The sequence below is a fragment of the Mycobacterium sp. WMMD1722 genome, assembly GCF_049315205.1.
In the GTDB taxonomy this organism is placed as follows: domain Bacteria; phylum Actinomycetota; class Actinomycetes; order Mycobacteriales; family Mycobacteriaceae; genus Mycobacterium.
In genome coordinates this window covers 2,151,125-2,167,385 of sequence record NZ_CP186056.1, presented here as the reverse complement: position 1 = coordinate 2,167,385, position 16,261 = coordinate 2,151,125, and the positions used below count along the sequence as shown (strand labels likewise).

The following is a 16,261-nucleotide window of genomic DNA, read 5'->3' as shown; positions in this document are numbered from 1 at the left end:
ACCGTCAGCCGTGGCCGATGCGCAGCAGCTCGGCCACGCTGGTGAGCTTCACCCGGGGCCGTCCCGATCCAGTGCCCGTAGTCCGTTCGTGTTCGTCGATGACGCGCCAATGATCGTCGGTGACCAACTTGGGCTGCCGGGAGAGCAGCCACTCGACGAGCTCGTCGGCGTGACCGGAACCGAAATCGGCCGGTTCGGCCTGCGCCAGATCGGCGAGCAGGGTGTCGACGGTGGCCTGCGAGTCCTTCTTGTTGCTGCCGATCACCCCCGACGGCCCCCGTTTGATCCAACCCACCACGTACTCGTTCGGGCTGTCCTCAACCCGTCCGTCGGTGTGCGGGATGGTTCCGGAGCGTTCGTCGAACGGCAGACCGGGCGTCTGCACGCCGCGGTAGCCCACCGCGCGCACCACCAGCTGGGCCGGCAGCTCTTCGCGTGCGCCGGTGTCCTTGGCGACGATGCGCCCGGTGGGGTCGGTGACGAGTTCGTTGGTGCCCAGCACGATGGACTCGACGCGGCCCTCGCCCCGGATCTCGATCGGTGAGGTGCGGAAGCGGAACACGATCCGCCGCGTGGCGCCACGCGGTCCGCGTTCGGCGTACCCGCGCAGCGCCTTGACGTTGTTCTTCACCGTCTTGCCCGCGGCCTCGAGGTCCTCGTCGCTGATATCGGCGAGGTCCGCCGGATCGACGATCACGTCCACGTCCCCGAGGCCCTCGAGATCTCCGAGCTCGCGCAACTCCAGCGTGGTGAAGGTGGCCTGCAGTGGACCGCGCCGGCCCACGATCACCACCTCTTCGACCCCGCAGGGCCGCAGTGACTGCAGCGCGTGGTCGGCGATGTCGGTACGCGACAGCGCATCGGGATCGGTGATCAGGATGCGAGCCACGTCCAGGGCGACGTTGCCATTGCCGATCACGACCGCGCGGGCGCCCGACAGGTCGGGTGCCATGAGCTCGAAGTGGGGATGGGCGTTGTACCAGCCGACGAAATCGACCGCGGCGACGCTGCCCTCGAGCTCCTCCCCGGGGATGCCCAGCGCCCGATCGGACTGGGCGCCCACCGCATAGATCACCGCGTCGTAGCGTTCGGCGAGCTCGGTGGCCTGAACGTGGTCGCCGACCGCGATGTTGCCGAAGAACCGGAAGCGCGGATCGCTCGAGGTCTTGTCGAACTGGGAGCTGATCGACTTGATCTTGGGATGGTCCGGCGCAACCCCGGAGCGCACCAGGCCCCAGGGGGTGGGCAGCATCTCGAGCATGTCCACGCGCACGTCCAGCGGCGGCCCGGCGCCATCCTGGTCTGCGCGCTCGTCGGCGGCCTTGAGCAACGACGCGGCGGCGAAGTATCCGGACGGGCCGGATCCGACGATCGCCACATAGAAGGGGCGCTGCTGGGGCATGTGAGGGTGCCTCCTGTCACTGCCCGGACACGCGCTGAGGGCTGTCGCGACGCGCCGGGCTGGTTACCAACCCGACTTTAAACGCGGCGATGCGTTCCACGCCGGAAGTCGCGCAGAACTCGCACCGAACCGCTGGACGGCCCGGCAGCCGCGGATGTTCCGGCCGGTAACCTTGATCCCCGTGGATCCCGACCGCCAATCCGATATCGCCGCACTGGACACCACCCTGACGACGGTGGAGCGCGTCCTCGACGTCGACGGTCTGCGCGCCAAGATCCAGAAACTCGAGGAGGACGCCTCCGACCCGAACCTCTGGGACGACCAGTCGCGCGCCCAGAAGGTGACCAGCGAGCTCTCGCACGCCCAGAACGAATTACGTCGGGTCGAGGAATTGCGCCAACGCGTCGAAGACCTCCCGGTGCTCTACGAGCTCGCCGCCGAGGAGGAGGGGGCCGACGCGCAGAACGCCACCGCCGAAGCCGATGCCGAACTGGCCAAGCTGCGCGAGGACATCGAGGCGATGGAGGTGCGCACCCTGCTGTCCGGCGAATACGACGAACGCGAGGCGGTGGTGACCATCCGATCCGGCGCCGGCGGCGTCGACGCGGCCGACTGGGCCGAAATGCTCATGCGCATGTACATCCGCTGGGCCGAACAGCACAAATACCCGGTCGAGGTCTTCGACACCTCCTACGCCGAGGAGGCCGGCATCAAGAGTGCGACCTTCGCGGTGCACGCGCCGTTCGCCTACGGCACGCTCTCGGTCGAACAGGGGACCCACCGCCTGGTCCGGATCAGTCCGTTCGACAACCAGGGGCGCCGCCAGACGTCGTTCGCCGATGTCGAGGTGCTGCCCGTCACGGAGACCACCGATCACATCGACATCCCCGAAGGCGACGTCCGGGTCGATGTCTACCGCTCGAGCGGTCCCGGCGGACAGTCGGTGAACACCACCGACTCGGCCGTGCGGTTGACCCACATCCCCACCGGAATCGTCGTCACGTGCCAGAACGAGAAGTCGCAGCTGCAGAACAAGGTCTCCGCGATGCGGGTGCTGCAGGCCAAGTTGTTGGAACGCAAACGCGTGGAAGAACGCGCCGAGCTCGACGCCCTGAAGGGAGACGGCGGCAGCTCGTGGGGCAACCAGATGCGCTCCTACGTCCTGCACCCGTATCAGATGGTCAAAGACCTGCGCACCGAATACGAGGTCGGGACTCCCGCTGCGGTTCTCGATGGCGACATCGACGGATTCCTCGAGGCCGGCATCCGCTGGCGCAACCGGCGCGATGACGACTAGCACGCCGCTGGCGAACGGCTTCTCCGACGGCTGGCACAACTTCTGGAGCGGCGAGATCGGCACCTGGCTGCTGAGCCAGGGGTTGCAAATCGCCCTGCTGATCGTCGGCGCCCTGCTGGCCGCGCGCTTCATCAACTGGATCGCGCGGCGGGTCACGCGGCGCATCGACGCCGAGTATCAGGAATCCGACCAGCTGGTGCGCTCGGAGAGCGCGAAGCATCGCCAGGCGGTGGCGTCGGTCATCTCGTGGGTGTCCATCGCCATCCTGTTCGTCGTCGTCGCGGTCGAGATCACCGACGTCGTCAACGTCCCGGTGGGCTCACTCGTCGCGCCGGCCGCGGTACTCGGCGCCGCGCTGGGCTTCGGCGCCCAGAAACTGGTGCAGGATCTGCTGGCCGGATTCTTCATCATCACCGAACGTCAATACGGGTTCGGCGATCTGGTGCAGCTGAACATGCTGGGCGCGCCGGATGCGGCCGAGGGCACCGTCGAAGAGGTCACGCTGCGCGTGACCAAGCTGCGCACCGGCGAGGGCGAGGTGTTCACCGTCCCGAACGGCAACATCGTCCGGTCCCTCAACATGTCCAAGGACTGGGCACGCGCGGTGGTCGACATCCCGGTTCCCACGACGGCCGATCTCAACCGGGTCAATGAGCTTCTGCACGCGGTCGGCGAAGACGCCATCGAGGATCCGGGCCTGCGGGCGCTGCTGCTGGACACACCGCAGCTCATGGGTGTGGAGAGCATCGAACTCGACACCGTCAATCTGCGGATGGTGGCCCGGACCCTGCCCGGCAAACAGTTCGAGGTCGGGCGGCGGTTACGCATCCGCATCATCGCCGCGCTCAATCGGGCCGGCATCGCCACCTCCGAACACAGCCCGACGGTGGACACCATCGCCGGTCACGGCGAGGCCCCGCAGGGCCGGGCGGAGTCGAAGCAGTGAACATCACCCAGCGGTTGCGCAGCTGGCGCCGCGAGGACCGGGGCTGGCCCCGCTACATGCCGGGTGGGCGCATCCGCACCTCGACCGCCGGCCTGGTGGTGCTCTTCATCGCGCTGGCCTGGGTGCAGCAGACTTTCGCCCCGGAGCCGGCGCCGACGCCCCCGGCCAATCAGCAGGTGGTCCCACCCGGATTCGTCCCCGACCCCGACTACACCTGGGTGCCGCGCACCCAGGTGCAGGAGCCGCCCCCGACCAGGCGGCCCACCTCGACCACGACGACCACCACGCCGACCACGACGACCACCACGCCGACGACCACGACGCCGACCAGCCCGACCTCGCCGACATCGCCGGGCTCATCGCCGTCGTCCACGCCGACGACCACGGTGATCGATCCCGACGGGCCTGGTTTGCTGCCGCCGCAGACCGTCACCGAGCCCGCGCCGGCGTCGCCGAGCCCCCCGCCGGCCCCGGTGCTCCCGGGCCTGCCCGGTCTGCCGGGGTAGCGGGGCCCAGCCCCGCTCACCGCTACACTGGCGTGCCGTGATGATCACCCTCGACCGTGTGTCGAAGCAGTACAAGTCCTCGGCGCGCCCCGCCCTGGACAACGTGTCGCTCAAGATCGACAAGGGTGAGTTCGTGTTCCTCATCGGCCCGTCGGGGTCGGGCAAGTCGACGTTCCTACGTCTGCTGCTGGCCGAGGACTCGCCCACCCAGGGCGACATCCGCGTCTCCAAATTTCACGTCAACAAGCTGCCCGGACGGCACATCCCGGGTCTTCGCCAGGTCATCGGCTGCGTCTTCCAGGATTTCCGGCTGCTCCAGCAGAAGACGGTGTTCGAGAACGTCGCGTTCGCGCTGGAGGTCATCGGGAAGCGTTCGGAGGTGATCAACCGGGTCGTGCCCGATGTCCTGGAAATGGTCGGGTTGTCCGGTAAAGCCACCCGGCTGCCGGCCGAGCTGTCCGGCGGTGAACAGCAGCGGGTGGCGATTGCCCGGGCGTTCGTGAACCGCCCGCTGGTGTTGCTGGCCGACGAGCCGACCGGAAACCTGGACCCGGATACGAGCAAGGACATCATGGACCTGCTCGAGCGCATCAACCGCACCGGTACGACCGTGCTGATGGCCACCCACGACCATCACATCGTCGACTCGATGCGCCAACGCGTCCTCGAACTGGAACTGGGACGACTGGTCCGGGACGAGCAGCGCGGAATCTACGGAATGGATCGCTAAGTGCGCTTTGGTTTCCTGGTCAACGAGGTCCTGACCGGACTTCGTCGCAACGTCACCATGACGGTGGCGATGATCCTCACGACCGCCATCTCGATCGGTCTGTTCGGTGGCGGTCTGCTGGTCGTGCGCCTGGCCGATCAGTCCCGCGACATCTACCTCGACCGGGTGGAGAGTCAGGTCTTCCTGACACCCGAGGTGTCTTCCGGCGATCCGACCTGTGACGCCGACCCGTGCAAGGCGCTGCGTGCGCAGATCGAGGACCGCGACGACGTCGCGTCGGTGCGCTTCCTCAACCGCGACCAGGCCTACGACGACGCCATCAAGAAGTTCCCCCAGTACAAAGAGGTGGCCGGTAAAGACGCCTTCCCCGCGTCGTTCGTCGTGAAGCTGAAGAACCCCGAGGAACACCAGGACTTCGATCAATCCATGGTCGGCGCACCCGGGGTGCTCAATGTGCTCAACCAGAAGGATCTGATCGACCGGTTGTTCGCGGTACTCGACGGCATCAGCAACGCGGCGTTCGCGATCGCCTTGGTGCAGGCGGTCGGCGCGGTGCTGCTGATCGCGAATATGGTTCAGGTCGCGGCCTACACCCGGCGCACCGAGATCGGCATCATGCGTCTGGTGGGCGCCAGTCGCTGGTACACCCAGCTGCCGTTCCTCGTCGAAGCCATGCTCGCGGCGTTCATCGGTGTGGTGCTGGCGATCGTGGGGCTGATCCTGGTGCGGGCGCTGTTCCTGGAGAACGCGCTCGACCAGTTCTACCAAGCCAATCTGATCGCCCAGGTCGACTTCCGCGACGTCCTGTATTACTGCGCGCCGTGGATGCTCTTCCTCGGCCTGGCGATGTCGGGCGTCACCGCATACGTGACCTTGCGGCTGTACGTGCGAAGGTAGGTCGTGGCGAAAAAGGCCGGCGGCACGAAGGACCGCAACAACCAGGTGGTGGCGAGCAATCGCAAGGCCCGGCACAACTACACGGTTCTGGACACCTATGAGGCCGGTATCGCCTTGGTCGGCACCGAGGTGAAGAGCCTGCGCGACGGGCAGGCCTCGCTGGCCGACGCATTCGCCACCGTCGACGACGGCGAGATCTGGCTGCGCAACCTGCACATCCCGGAGTATCACCACGGTTCCTGGACCAACCATGCACCGCGGCGCAACCGCAAGCTGCTGCTGCACCGCAAGCAGATCGACCAGCTCGTCGGCAAGATCCGCGACGGGAATCTGACCCTGGTACCGCTGTCGCTGTATTTCACCGACGGCAAGGTGAAGGTGGAACTCGCGTTGGCCCGCGGTAAGCAGGCCCACGACAAGCGGCAGGACCTCGCCCGCCGCGACGCTCAACGCGAGGTCGTGCGCGAACTCGGCCGACGCGCCAAGGGCATGTCCTGATCGGAGTCCTGTTCGCGCTGGCCTCCGCGACGGCTTACGGGGTCAGCGACTTCGTGGGCGGTGTCGCCTCCCGGTATACCGCCGCCATCCGGGTCGTGCTGGTGTCCTATCCCATCGCGATGGTGCTGTTGGCGGTGCTCTCGTGGGCGGTCGGCGGCGAGATCACCGCGCCCGCGGTGCTGTGGGGAGCGCTGTGCGGCGTCTCCCAGGGTCTGGGCGTGTGGTGGTTCTACGCCGCGCTGGGGGCCGGGCCGATCTCCGTGGTGTCGCCGCTGACCGCCGTGCTGGTCGCTGCGCTGCCGGTCGGGGTGGGGCTGGCGCTCGGCGAGCGCCCGGGGCTGATCGCCGCCGGCGGGGTCGTGGTAGCCCTGATCGCCGTCGTCCTGGTGAGCCGCGAGACCACCGACGAGGACGTCCGGCCGCACCGATTCACCAAGAAGGTCGCCTGGCTGACGCTCGGCGCCGGGGTGGCCTTCGGTCTGAACTTCGTCCTCATCGACCAGGCGCCGGTCGAGGCACGGCTGTGGCCGCTGGTGTTCGCCCGGATCGCCGCGACGGTCCTGGTCATCGGCATCGCGGCGGCCGGCCGCCAGCTACGCGTTCCCACGGGTGTGCCGCTTCGGCTGGCACTGCTCGCCGGAGTCCTCGATACCGGCGCCAACGTCGCGATGCTGCTGGCGCTGCAGGCGTCGCTGCTGTCGCTGGCCGGTGTGCTGATGTCGCTCTACCCGGCCGCGACGGTGCTGCTGGCGATCGTCGTCCTCCGCGAGCGGGTCACCGCCTGGCAGGGATGCGGCATGGTGCTGGCGTTGGCCGCGGTGGCCATGATCGCCGGCGGTTGAGGTTCGCGGCAGGCGCCGCTGGTCGAGATTCGAGGCGGCTCGCCATCGCCGAGGTGGCACGATAGGTCTCGATTTACTTTGCCGAGGGGGGCGTGTGGCGGTCAGGGGCTATCAGAAGCGCCTCGTATTGTTCGCCGTGGTCGTGCTGCTGTGGGCCGCGAACGCGGCCGCTCCCTACGGCGCCGACCTGGCCGGAGCCATCGCCTTCGTCCTGCAGGCGGCGGTCACCAGCGGGGCCGTCGGGTGCGCGGTGGTCGTTGCCCGTCGGATGCACGGCACCATGCGTTGGTGGCGGCTGCTGATCGCGGCCGCGTTGGCCTGTTGGTTGTTCGCCGAAATCCTGTGGTGGGCCGGCGGTGGGTCGGCGCTGGGCGGCTTCGAGGCGCCGGCCGGAGTCGCGGCCTACTACCTGTTCCCGGTGTTCGGGCTCGCATCGCTGGTTCTGCTGGCATGGTCGGGCCAGTCCATCTTCGGTCCGCGGGACGGCCCGACCCGGTTGTACGTGGTGACGACGGTGCTCGACGGTCTGGTCGCCGTCCTGTCTTTTTCCATCTTCGTGCTGATCGCCAGGCTCGGGATGTATGCGCCACGGGCGCTGCCGCGGTCCGGGAATCGATATGTGGACCTCGGCTTCGTACTGCTCGAATCGGGTGTCGTGGTGGTGGCCATCGTGATGGCCATGGTCTACCGGCCGAATCGGCTGTACCGCGCCAACGGACTGTTGCTGACGGGCGGCGTCCTGGCCATCGCGGCGTCGGACCGTTTGTTGGCATACCTGCACAGTGTCGGTGTCAACGACCAGGAACTGTGGGGCGGCGGCGGATTCGTCATCGGCCCGTTGCTGATCGCGTTCGCGGTGTTGCCCCTACAACCGCGGCCCCGGAGCGGGTCGGATGGCAGCCATCGCGCGATGGACTGGGTGCAGCTGATCCTGCCGTACGCCGGATTCCTCGGCACCGGCGTGTTGTTCGCCTTCCATGTGCTCATCGGTCAGGTCCTGCAGCCGGTCGTCGTGACGTTCGCCATGGTCCTGATCCTGCTCGTGGCGACCCGTCAGGTGATCGCCATGCGCGCGCAATGGCTGCTCACGCTTCGGCTGTTTCAGACCCAGCGCTCACTGGCCCACCAGGTCAACCACGATCCGCTCACCGGTCTGCCGAACCGGCTGCTGTTCGCCGAACGGCTGCAGGCCGCCATCGAGACGGGCCGGTTCGTCCTGATTTTCGTCGACCTCGACGATTTCAAGGTGGTCAACGACCGTTTCGGTCATGCCGCGGGCGACGAACTGCTGTGCGCGGTGGGGGAGCGCCTGCTGCGGTGCATGAGTGACGGCGACACTCTGGCTCGGATCGGCGGCGACGAATTCGCGATCCTGGTGCAGGGCGAGACCGAGACGCCGGAGGTCGTCGCCGACCGCCTGCGGGTGGCACTTCGCGAGCCGTTCGCCGTCCACGGCTCGGCGGTGCGCGTGCGGGCAAGCATGGGGCTGGTCCGGCCCGGCACCGAGGGACCCACGCCGACCTCGGATGACCTCCTGCGTCAAGCCGACATCTCGATGTACGCCGGTAAACGGATGGGCAAGGACACCGCCGTCGTGTACCAGCCGTCCTCGGCGGCGACCATCGATTTCCCGACCGCGCTGCGGCAGGCCGACGGCGGGATCCCGCCCGGGTTCCGGCTGACCTACCAGCCTGTCGTACGCCTGACCGACGATCAGCCGGTCGCGGTCGAGGCGTTGGCGCGCTGGAGCACCCCCACCGGCATCGAGATCCCTCCCGAGACGTTCGTGGCCGCCGCCGAGGCGGCCGGTCTGGGGGCCGCTCTGGACGCGCTGGTCCTCGATCTGGCCTGCCGTGAGGTCCGCGAGGCCGGGCTGCCACTGGTGCTGCACGTCAACGTCGGTGCCGCCCGACTCGGCAACGGTGGGTTGACCGAACAGGTGCGGCGAACGCTGCAACGGTGGGAGCTGCCGGCCGAGCAGCTGGTCGTGGAGATCACCGAGACCGTGCCGATCGTGGATCTGGCTGAAGCGGCGGCCGAGATCGAACGGCTCAACGGGCTGGGTGTGCGCGTCGCCCTCGACGATTTCGGTGCCGGCTACAACTCGCTGACGTATCTGCATGGGCTGCCGGTGCAGATGATCAAACTCGACCGGGGCCTGGCGGTCGGTGCCGACCCGAAGCGCGACGTCACGCTCTACCGCTCGGTGATCGGGCTGTGCGACGCGCTCGGTCTGGACGTCATCGCCGAGGGCATCGAATCCGCCGCGCAACGCGACATCATCGTGACGGCGGGGTGCCGATTGGCCCAGGGCCATCTGTTCGGCCAGCCGGTGCCGATCGGGGATATCTCCGGCCGGGTCGCGGAAGAAACGGGTGGAGCGCAGCGTTGACTCTCGCGTACCATTGACCATCCCGCCGAAAGTCGACGGGGATGCGAGGGGCTGAACGGTTTCGACTTCGCGCATCGAATCAAGGGAAGCGTGCCGGTGCAGGCAAAGACCACCGTAAGCGTCGTTGCAAACCAATTAAGCGCCGATTCCAATCAGCGCGATTACGCTCTCGCTGCCTAAGCGAAGCTAATCCGTCAGACCGGGAGGGCCCTCGGCCCGGACCCTGGCGTCATCTAGAGGGACCCACCCACGGGTTCGGTCGCGGGACCCGTGGGGACATCAAACAGCGACTGGGATCGTCATCCTGACTTGTTCGCGTGATCAGGAGATCCGAGTAGAGACACAGCGAACTGCGCACGGAGAAGCCTTGAGGGAATGCCGTAGGACCCGGGTTCGATTCCCGGCAGCTCCACCGACGACAAGCAGGCCGGTTACCACCCGGCCTGCTTGTTGCTTTTCGCCGACCCGTCGTTGCCGCGAGCCGCTCTGCCGGTTGCGGTAGATTCCCCGGCATGCCACCTCGTTGCGGGCGTAGCTCGGCGACGGATGCGCGATCGACGGGCCGCTGGGCCGGTGGCGCGGTCGCGCTGGTCCTCGCCGCCGGTGCGCAGTGGATGCCGAATGCCCTACCGGTTGCGGCCGCCGCGGACTGCGCCGACGCCGAAGTCGTGTTCGCCAGGGGCACCGACGAGCCTGACGGCATGGGCGTCGTAGGCAACGCCTTCGTCGGCGCGCTGCGCGAGCAGGCCGTCGGCATGAACATCTCGACCTACCCGGTGGACTACGACGCGGGCAAGCTACAGCTGGGCAGCGGCGACGGCGCCAAGGACATGATCAAGCGCATCAAATCCACTACGGCATCGTGTCCCGACACCAAGATCGTGTTGGGCGGGTACTCGCAGGGCGCGAACGTCGTCAACATCGTCGCGGGCAATCCCATCGTCGGGATCGCCTGGGGCGAGTCACTCCCGCCATCGATGGCGGACAACATCGCGGCGGTCGCCACCTTCGGCAACGTCGCGAACCGCTCGGGTACCAAGCTGCCGTCCCAGTCCCCGATGTTCACCGGTAAGGCGATCGACCTCTGCAACCCCGCCGATCCGATCTGTCACGCCGGCCCGGGCAACGCGTGGAGCGGACACACCGACGGCTACGTCCCCGCGTACACCGCGCAGGCTGCGAGTTTCGTTGCGTCCCGATTGTCGGTGGGTTCAGCCCCATCGCTGCCCGGATTCGGGCCGCCGACGGGTTATGGGCCGCCGGCATATGCCTCCCAGACGCCGGTGTATGCGCCGCCGCCGCAGGGCGCCGACCACATGCCGCCGGCGTACACGCAGGTTCCGGCGTATCGCCCGCAGGCGCCGGGGTATCAGCAGCTGCCCGGCTACTCCACGTCCGTGCCGGGCTACGCGCCCTCGGCCGTGGCCGGCTTGCCCTGACGCTCGATGACGGTATTCCGCCCACCGACGCGGTGTGGCGACGTCGCCCTGAATGGGACAGTGTCTTCATGCGAGCGCTTCGGAAGGTCTTGGCCGTCGCATCCACGGCGCTCGCCGTCGCCACGGTGTCCTCGTGCGGACAGGCCGGCCCGGTGGCGGCCACGCAGCTGACTGTCCCGGCGGCGACGACGATGCAACCGCATGCCCCGCCTCCGGTACCGCCGCCGGCGCCGACGTGGCAGCCGGCGGTCACGGCCGACTTCGGCGCCGTCTCCCGGCTCGTGAACGACGCAATCGGCGCTCGCAAGCTGCCCGGCGCCGTCGTCGAGGTCGGCCACGCCGGACAGGTGGTCCTTCGTCAGGCGTACGGGCTGCGCAAGCTGGCCGGCGAACCGGGCCTCGACGGCCGGCCGGCCGCGGCCGAACCCATGACCGAGGACACCGTCTTCGACGTGGCCTCGCTGACAAAGTGCCTGGCCACCGCGACGGCGATCATGCAGCTCGTCGAACACGGGTTGCTGCTGCTCGACGACCCGGTGCAGAGATACCTGCCCGAATTCAACCGCGCCGCCGATCCACAACGCGCCGCGGTCACCGTGCGAATGCTGCTCACCCACACCTCCGGGGAGGTGCCGGATGTCAATCTCGAAGATCCGTGGGGACTGGCCGGCGCTGACAAGGCCGAAGGCCTCACCCGTGCGCTGACCGCGCCGCTGATCTCCCCGCCCGGCGAGGTGTTCCGCTACTCCGACATCAACTTCATCATCCTCGGCGCGATGGTCGAGAAGATCACCCGCCAATCGCTGGACGTCTACGCCCAGCGTTACGTCTTCACCCCGCTCGGTATGAGCGACACCCAATACCTGCCGGCCGCGAAAGCGTGCGGCCCGCACCGGATGTGGGGTTCGGTGCTGGGCTGGTCACCCGGACCGCCCGAGACGTGTCCCACCGGCACGTGGAGCACCGGCCTGCTGCCACGCATCGCACCGACCGCCCACGACGACGAGAACTGGCGCGACCCGACGCGGAACCCGGATTTCGGCCGGCTGCTGCGGGCCTCGGTGCACGACACCACGGCCCGCCGGATGGGTGGGGTGGCCGGGCATGCCGGTGTCTTTTCCACCGCACGCGATATCGGCGTGTTCGCCCAGGCACTGATCGATCGACTCTCCAACCGCCCCAGTGCGTTTCCGCTCACCGTGTCGACAGCGCAGTTGATGACCACGCCGGCGCAGCCCGGACACAACGCCCGTCAGGTCCCCGCGGCCAACCGTGCGTCTATCGCGGCCGCCGCGAAGACACCGAACCTCCGCCATCCGATGCTGGCCCCGAGCTATCCGGCCATCCCGGGGCAGAACCTGCGTGGTCTCGGCTGGGACATCGACACCGCGTTCTCGCAGCCACGCGGAATCGTCTTTCCGATAGGGAGTTTCGGCCACACCGGCTTCACCGGAACCGCCCTGTGGATCGACCCGGGCTCGGACAGCTACGTCGTCCTGCTGGCCAACGCCATCCATCCCCGGGTCAATCCGCCGATCTCGATCCTGCGCGGCGAGGTCGCCACCGCGGCCGCTCGGGCGCTGGGTCTCTACGGCAGTGCGCGCTGACCGGCTATCCGGTGCGGTCGAGGTCCCACTGCCCGTAGTCGGCGGCGAGCACATCGTCGACGTCCACGTGCGTGCCGCCGATGGCCACACCGGGTTCCGATGCGGTGACAACCACCGACTGGTAGAGCACCGCCCGGGCTTCGCGCTGTCCTGCTGACCAGGCCTTCGTCTGCCACGCCCACCAGTGCCCGGGCGTGGTGGAACGTCCGATGACGCCGTCGTCGATCGCCCAGGCGCACACCCGGTTGTGTCCGTATACGCCGGTGCGGTTCACGCCGAGCACCGAGTTGATGCCCCGTAGCCATTCGACCGCCGTGGTGGTCCAGGCGTCGGCGTCGATGTCCTCGTCGATGCTGAAGAAGATCGGTGCGGTCGGCGGTCCGCCCGCGGCGGTGTGCCACTGCAACGCGGTCCGGGCGTCGGCAACCCCGCCGGCATATCCACGGGTGTAGTCCGACGGGGTGGGCCAGCCCGGCTTTCCGTACTGATAGCAGCTGACCACCTGAAGCCCTTGTGCGCGAAGCGCGTCGGCGTAGCCGCGGGTGACCGGTTTGAAGTCGAAGTCGGCGCCTGGCCGCAGTTCGGACACGTAGACCAGGGCGCCGTCGAAGCCCGCCGCCTTGATCTGCTCCGGCGCCACCAGTCGGTGGGTGAAGTCGATCAGCCGCAGCGGTGCGGCCGCCGCCTGTTGGGCACACAGGGTCGCCGCCGCCGGTGCGAGCGTGAGCAGCATGGGCGCGGACACCGCATAGGTCAGGACATCGCGGCGGCTGATCGGCCGTCGTCCGCCGGGCCGTGGCGGGGGAGGCGACGGGTGCACGGCGCGATGCTAACAACGCGGACATGTCAGCGAGGGCGGGTCCGGCGGTACTGCTCCACCGGGATCGGCGCGCTGGCCGCATAGCCGACGGGCAGCACCACATCGCCGGCGGTGGTGGTGTAGGTGACGTCCCAGCGGTAGTAACCGGCGAACGCTTCCGGATCGTCGGCGAGCACCGCGGCGTACGCCCGCACCGCCCGTACGTAGTGAGACGAATTGTTGTACCGGTACAGCGCGTGATCCGGGTCGCGGGCGAATCCGTGCGCGTCGAGGAATCTGCCGGCCGCGATGATGGCATCGCGGGGTGAGTTGATGTCGCCACCCGAACCGTAGGCGGCGAACGTCGACGGCAGAAACTGCATCGGCCCCTGCGCCCCGGCGGTGCTCACGCCGGCGATGCGGCCGAATCCGTTCTCGATGAGGTTGATCGCGGCGAGATAGCTCCACCCGACACCGGACATCGTCTCGGCTTCGCGGTACCAGCGCATCAGGTCCGGGGCCGGCGGCGGCGGGATGATCCGCCAGGCCGGCAGGGTGGCCTTGGCCTGTCCGGCACTCAACGCCGTGAGTTCGCGGCGGGCTTCGACGTTGCGGTCGTAGGACGCCCGCAGACCGGGCGGGATACGCGGCTGCGCCACGGGATCCCACTCGGGGCGGCGGCCCAGCACCCGGTAGGCGGCCTGCTGGCGGGACGCCGCCGCCACCAACAGATCCTCCGGCGAGGCTGGACCACGCAGCACCCGTTCGTCGCTGACCAGATCGTCGGCCAGCCGCACCGGATCCGACGCCAACACCCGCTCGGCGGGCGGTGGCCGCGGCGGATCCGACGCGACCGCGGGGGTGGTGGAGCCGGCCGGTGGTGGTGTCGACGGCCCCGGCGAGCATCCCGTCAGGACGGCCAGGGCCAGGACCAGGGCTGCGATGCGCTGCATGCTCAGCCTTCTGCGCTGTCCGACCGGGCACCGATGTAGGTCAGCACCCGCGGATCGTTCGAGTCGAACCGGTCGACCTCCTCTCCGCCGTCGCACGTCATCAGCGCCACGGTTACCCGCCCGGCGCCGCGCGAGACGACCCGCCACCGGGCGCCGCTGTCCTCCCCGCGCCTCAACTCGGCCACCCGGTCGCGGACGGTCATGACACCACCATCGCACAGGGCGGGGCTGGGCCTACGCTACGAGCGTGCACGCAGCGTCGTCGGTGGCCGCCGCGGCGTCCTTCATGTGGCTGGGCATGGTGGTGGCGATCTCGTTCATCGAAGCACCGCTGAAGTTCCGCGCACCGGGAGTCACCCTGCCACTCGGCCTGGGCATCGGGCGGCTGGTGTTCCGTGCGCTCAACGTCGCCGAGGTGGTCCTCGCCGCCGTCATCGTGACGGCATCGGTGATCGGGGAACCCACCAGAACCTCGGTGGCCACCGCGGGACTCGCGGTCGTCGTCCTCGCCGTTCAGGTCCTGGTGGTCCGCCCCCGACTGAGCCGCCGCTCCGACGCCGTTCTGGCCGGTCAGCAGGGTCCGCGCTCGCATGCGCACTGGGTGTACGTCGGGTTGGAATGCGTCAAGGTGGTCGCCCTGCTGATCGCCGGCGGGACGCTCATCTCGGGATGAGGTGTCCGGTAGGCTCGGCCGACAAATGACCGAGATCGACGAGGCGCACGCGCCGATCCTGCCGCGCCAATTGACGTCGGTGTCCGAGACGGTCCGGTCGGTGCCCGCACCGCCGATGCCGGTGCTCACCGAACCGTTCGCGGTGCGGGTGGTCGACGCCGAGGCCGACTGCGAGCTGATCTCGGAGTGGATGAACCGCCCGCACCTCGTCGAGGCGTGGGAGTACCCCTGGCCCCCTGACCGGTGGCGCCGCTATCTGCGTGCGCAGCTCGACGGTGACTATTCGCGCCCGTTGATCGGCAGCTTCCGCGGCGAGCCGGTCGCCTATGTCGAGCTCTACCGGGCGGCCAAGGATTCGATCGCGCCCCGTTACCCGGCCGACCCGCACGACATCGGTATGCACGTCGCGATCGCCGACGAGCGGTTCATCAACCGGGGGATCGCCCCGCTGCTGCTGCCGAGGGTGGTGGCCAGCATCTTCGAGACCGAACCGCAGTGCCGGCGAATCATGTTCGATCCGGACCATCGGAACAGCGGGGCCCGCCGGGTCTGCGAGTTCGCGGGCTGCGTCTTCCTCGGCGAGCACGATATGGCCAACCGCCGCATGGCGCTTTATGCCTTGGCGCGCACACCGCAGGACGCACCGCCGCTGCCCGCCGACACCTAGTCGCTCCCGCCGAAGAGCGAGAAGAACCGGTACGACGGGTCATTCGCGTCGAGGGTGCCGGTCGGCGTGCCCGCGGTGATGGGATGGCTGAGATCCCGCCGTGACGGGTCGTGCACAGTGGCCCAATCGGTGACGATGGCGCGTTCGAGGAACTTCCAGGCGCCGCGGCGCTTTTCGTACCTGTCCAGATAGCGCCCGCCGACCACGACGTCGACCTCGCGTTCGCCTGCGGAGAACGTGTGGGTGGCGATGCTGTAGATCTCGCCCTCGGCGCGCTCCCCGTCGATCTCGAAGTTCTGGGTGGTGATGTGGTGTTGCATCGACCGCAGATGGGGTCGCGCCGCCGCGATCCCCTCGACGAAGCTGTCGACCGCGCCTGCCGAGAACGTGCCGTGATCGTCACGTGCGTCGTCGTGGTACAGCGCCCGCAGGGCCGAGACGTCGCCGCGGTCGACGGCTCGGCAATAGCGGTGCACCAGCTTGCGCAACTGGTACTCGTCGAGCATTTCTTGCGGCAGCCCATCGGAACTCACCTCGACACCGTGCCATACGAAGCCGGGCAACACGCCGGAACAGGTGACCCTATTCGCCCTGGTCGACGGGCATGATGGTT

17 protein-coding genes and 1 other RNA gene are annotated in these 16,261 nt (G+C 68.5%); 13 read left to right on the top strand and 5 right to left on the bottom strand.

Annotation, left to right across the window (positions count from 1 at the left end; translation table 11 throughout):
• Positions 1–4: 4 nt before the first annotated feature.
• A complete protein-coding gene (locus tag ACN27E_RS10290; RefSeq protein WP_422748760.1) occupies positions 5–1,402 on the bottom strand; it encodes an FAD-dependent oxidoreductase in 1,398 nt (465 codons plus the stop codon).
• A 181-nt stretch (positions 1,403–1,583) separates the two neighbouring features.
• On the opposite strand from ACN27E_RS10290, the gene prfB reads away from it, so the two are divergent.
• From prfB to ACN27E_RS10235, 11 genes are all read left to right on the top strand, one after another.
• Positions 1,584–2,699, top strand: a complete 1,116-nt coding sequence (gene prfB, locus ACN27E_RS10285) for a peptide chain release factor 2 (RefSeq protein ID WP_422748758.1) — start codon at positions 1,584–1,586, stop codon at positions 2,697–2,699.
• Positions 2,689–3,645, top strand: coding sequence for a mechanosensitive ion channel family protein (locus ACN27E_RS10280; protein ID WP_422748756.1), 957 nt, complete (start codon positions 2,689–2,691; stop codon positions 3,643–3,645). Before prfB ends, ACN27E_RS10280 begins: the two co-directional genes overlap by 11 nt.
• Positions 3,642–4,151, top strand: coding sequence for a hypothetical protein (locus ACN27E_RS10275; protein WP_422748754.1), 510 nt, complete (start codon positions 3,642–3,644; stop codon positions 4,149–4,151). The genes ACN27E_RS10280 and ACN27E_RS10275 overlap by 4 nt, the downstream gene beginning before the upstream one ends.
• 40 nt (positions 4,152–4,191) lie before the next feature.
• The gene (gene ftsE, locus ACN27E_RS10270) at positions 4,192–4,881 is read left to right on the top strand and encodes a cell division ATP-binding protein FtsE (protein ID WP_422749791.1); all 690 of its coding nucleotides are present in this window, start codon (positions 4,192–4,194) and stop codon (positions 4,879–4,881) included.
• The gene (gene ftsX / locus ACN27E_RS10265) at positions 4,882–5,778 is read left to right on the top strand and encodes a permease-like cell division protein FtsX (protein WP_422748752.1); all 897 of its coding nucleotides are present in this window, start codon (positions 4,882–4,884) and stop codon (positions 5,776–5,778) included.
• Between the two features lie 3 nt (positions 5,779–5,781).
• Positions 5,782–6,276 carry an SsrA-binding protein SmpB gene (smpB, locus tag ACN27E_RS10260; RefSeq protein WP_422748749.1) on the top strand — a complete coding sequence of 165 codons (495 nt, stop codon included), beginning with the start codon at positions 5,782–5,784 and terminating at the stop codon, positions 6,274–6,276.
• Positions 6,273–7,118: an EamA family transporter gene (locus tag ACN27E_RS10255; protein WP_422749789.1), complete on the top strand. Its 846-nt coding sequence runs from the start codon at positions 6,273–6,275 to the stop codon at positions 7,116–7,118. Before smpB ends, ACN27E_RS10255 begins: the two co-directional genes overlap by 4 nt.
• 94 nt (positions 7,119–7,212) lie before the next feature.
• The gene (locus ACN27E_RS10250; RefSeq protein WP_422748746.1) at positions 7,213–9,510 is read left to right on the top strand and encodes a putative bifunctional diguanylate cyclase/phosphodiesterase; all 2,298 of its coding nucleotides are present in this window, start codon (positions 7,213–7,215) and stop codon (positions 9,508–9,510) included.
• A 47-nt stretch (positions 9,511–9,557) separates the two neighbouring features.
• Positions 9,558–9,925, top strand: a transfer-messenger RNA (tmRNA) gene (gene ssrA, locus ACN27E_RS10245).
• A 199-nt stretch (positions 9,926–10,124) separates the two neighbouring features.
• On the top strand, positions 10,125–10,949 hold the full coding sequence (locus ACN27E_RS10240) for a cutinase family protein (RefSeq protein WP_422749787.1): 825 nt from the start codon (positions 10,125–10,127) through the stop codon (positions 10,947–10,949).
• Between the two features lie 68 nt (positions 10,950–11,017).
• Positions 11,018–12,556: a serine hydrolase domain-containing protein gene (locus ACN27E_RS10235; RefSeq protein WP_422748743.1), complete on the top strand. Its 1,539-nt coding sequence runs from the start codon at positions 11,018–11,020 to the stop codon at positions 12,554–12,556.
• A gap of 4 nt (positions 12,557–12,560) precedes the next feature.
• On the opposite strand, the gene ACN27E_RS10230 is transcribed toward ACN27E_RS10235, so the two are convergent.
• From ACN27E_RS10230 to ACN27E_RS10220, 3 genes are read right to left on the bottom strand one after another with little or no spacing between them, the layout of a single operon-like run.
• On the bottom strand, positions 12,561–13,376 hold the full coding sequence (locus ACN27E_RS10230) for a DUF1906 domain-containing protein (protein WP_422748740.1): 816 nt from the start codon (positions 13,374–13,376) through the stop codon (positions 12,561–12,563).
• A 26-nt stretch (positions 13,377–13,402) separates the two neighbouring features.
• Complete coding sequence (locus ACN27E_RS10225; RefSeq protein ID WP_422748737.1) at positions 13,403–14,308, bottom strand: lytic murein transglycosylase; 906 nt, start codon at positions 14,306–14,308, stop codon at positions 13,403–13,405.
• A 2-nt stretch (positions 14,309–14,310) separates the two neighbouring features.
• A complete protein-coding gene (locus ACN27E_RS10220) occupies positions 14,311–14,511 on the bottom strand; it encodes a hypothetical protein (protein WP_422748735.1) in 201 nt (66 codons plus the stop codon).
• Between the two features lie 44 nt (positions 14,512–14,555).
• Between ACN27E_RS10220 and ACN27E_RS10215 the strand changes: the two genes are divergently transcribed.
• A complete protein-coding gene (locus ACN27E_RS10215; RefSeq protein WP_422748732.1) occupies positions 14,556–14,981 on the top strand; it encodes a hypothetical protein in 426 nt (141 codons plus the stop codon).
• A 25-nt stretch (positions 14,982–15,006) separates the two neighbouring features.
• Positions 15,007–15,648: a GNAT family N-acetyltransferase gene (locus ACN27E_RS10210; protein ID WP_422748729.1), complete on the top strand. Its 642-nt coding sequence runs from the start codon at positions 15,007–15,009 to the stop codon at positions 15,646–15,648.
• Here the strand turns inward: ACN27E_RS10210 and ACN27E_RS10205 are convergent.
• Entirely contained in the window at positions 15,645–16,154 is a 510-nt protein-coding gene (locus tag ACN27E_RS10205; protein WP_422749785.1) for a nuclear transport factor 2 family protein, read from the bottom strand. The genes ACN27E_RS10210 and ACN27E_RS10205 overlap by 4 nt on opposite strands.
• Between the last annotated feature and the right edge of the window lie 107 nt (positions 16,155–16,261).

Coding starts and splice junctions, on each gene's coding strand:
- ACN27E_RS10290 (WP_422748760.1), bottom strand. CDS start 1,402: ATGCCCCAGCAGCGCCCCTTCTATGTGGCGATCGTCGGATCCGGCCCG.
- ACN27E_RS10280 (WP_422748756.1), top strand. CDS start 2,689: ATGACGACTAGCACGCCGCTGGCGAACGGCTTCTCCGACGGCTGGCAC.
- ftsE (WP_422749791.1), top strand. CDS start 4,192: ATGATCACCCTCGACCGTGTGTCGAAGCAGTACAAGTCCTCGGCGCGC.
- ACN27E_RS10240 (WP_422749787.1), top strand. CDS start 10,125: ATGCCGAATGCCCTACCGGTTGCGGCCGCCGCGGACTGCGCCGACGCC.
- ACN27E_RS10235 (WP_422748743.1), top strand. CDS start 11,018: ATGCGAGCGCTTCGGAAGGTCTTGGCCGTCGCATCCACGGCGCTCGCC.
- ACN27E_RS10225 (WP_422748737.1), bottom strand. CDS start 14,308: ATGCAGCGCATCGCAGCCCTGGTCCTGGCCCTGGCCGTCCTGACGGGA.
- ACN27E_RS10220 (WP_422748735.1), bottom strand. CDS start 14,511: ATGACCGTCCGCGACCGGGTGGCCGAGTTGAGGCGCGGGGAGGACAGC.
- ACN27E_RS10210 (WP_422748729.1), top strand. CDS start 15,007: ATGACCGAGATCGACGAGGCGCACGCGCCGATCCTGCCGCGCCAATTG.
- ACN27E_RS10205 (WP_422749785.1), bottom strand. CDS start 16,154: ATGCTCGACGAGTACCAGTTGCGCAAGCTGGTGCACCGCTATTGCCGA.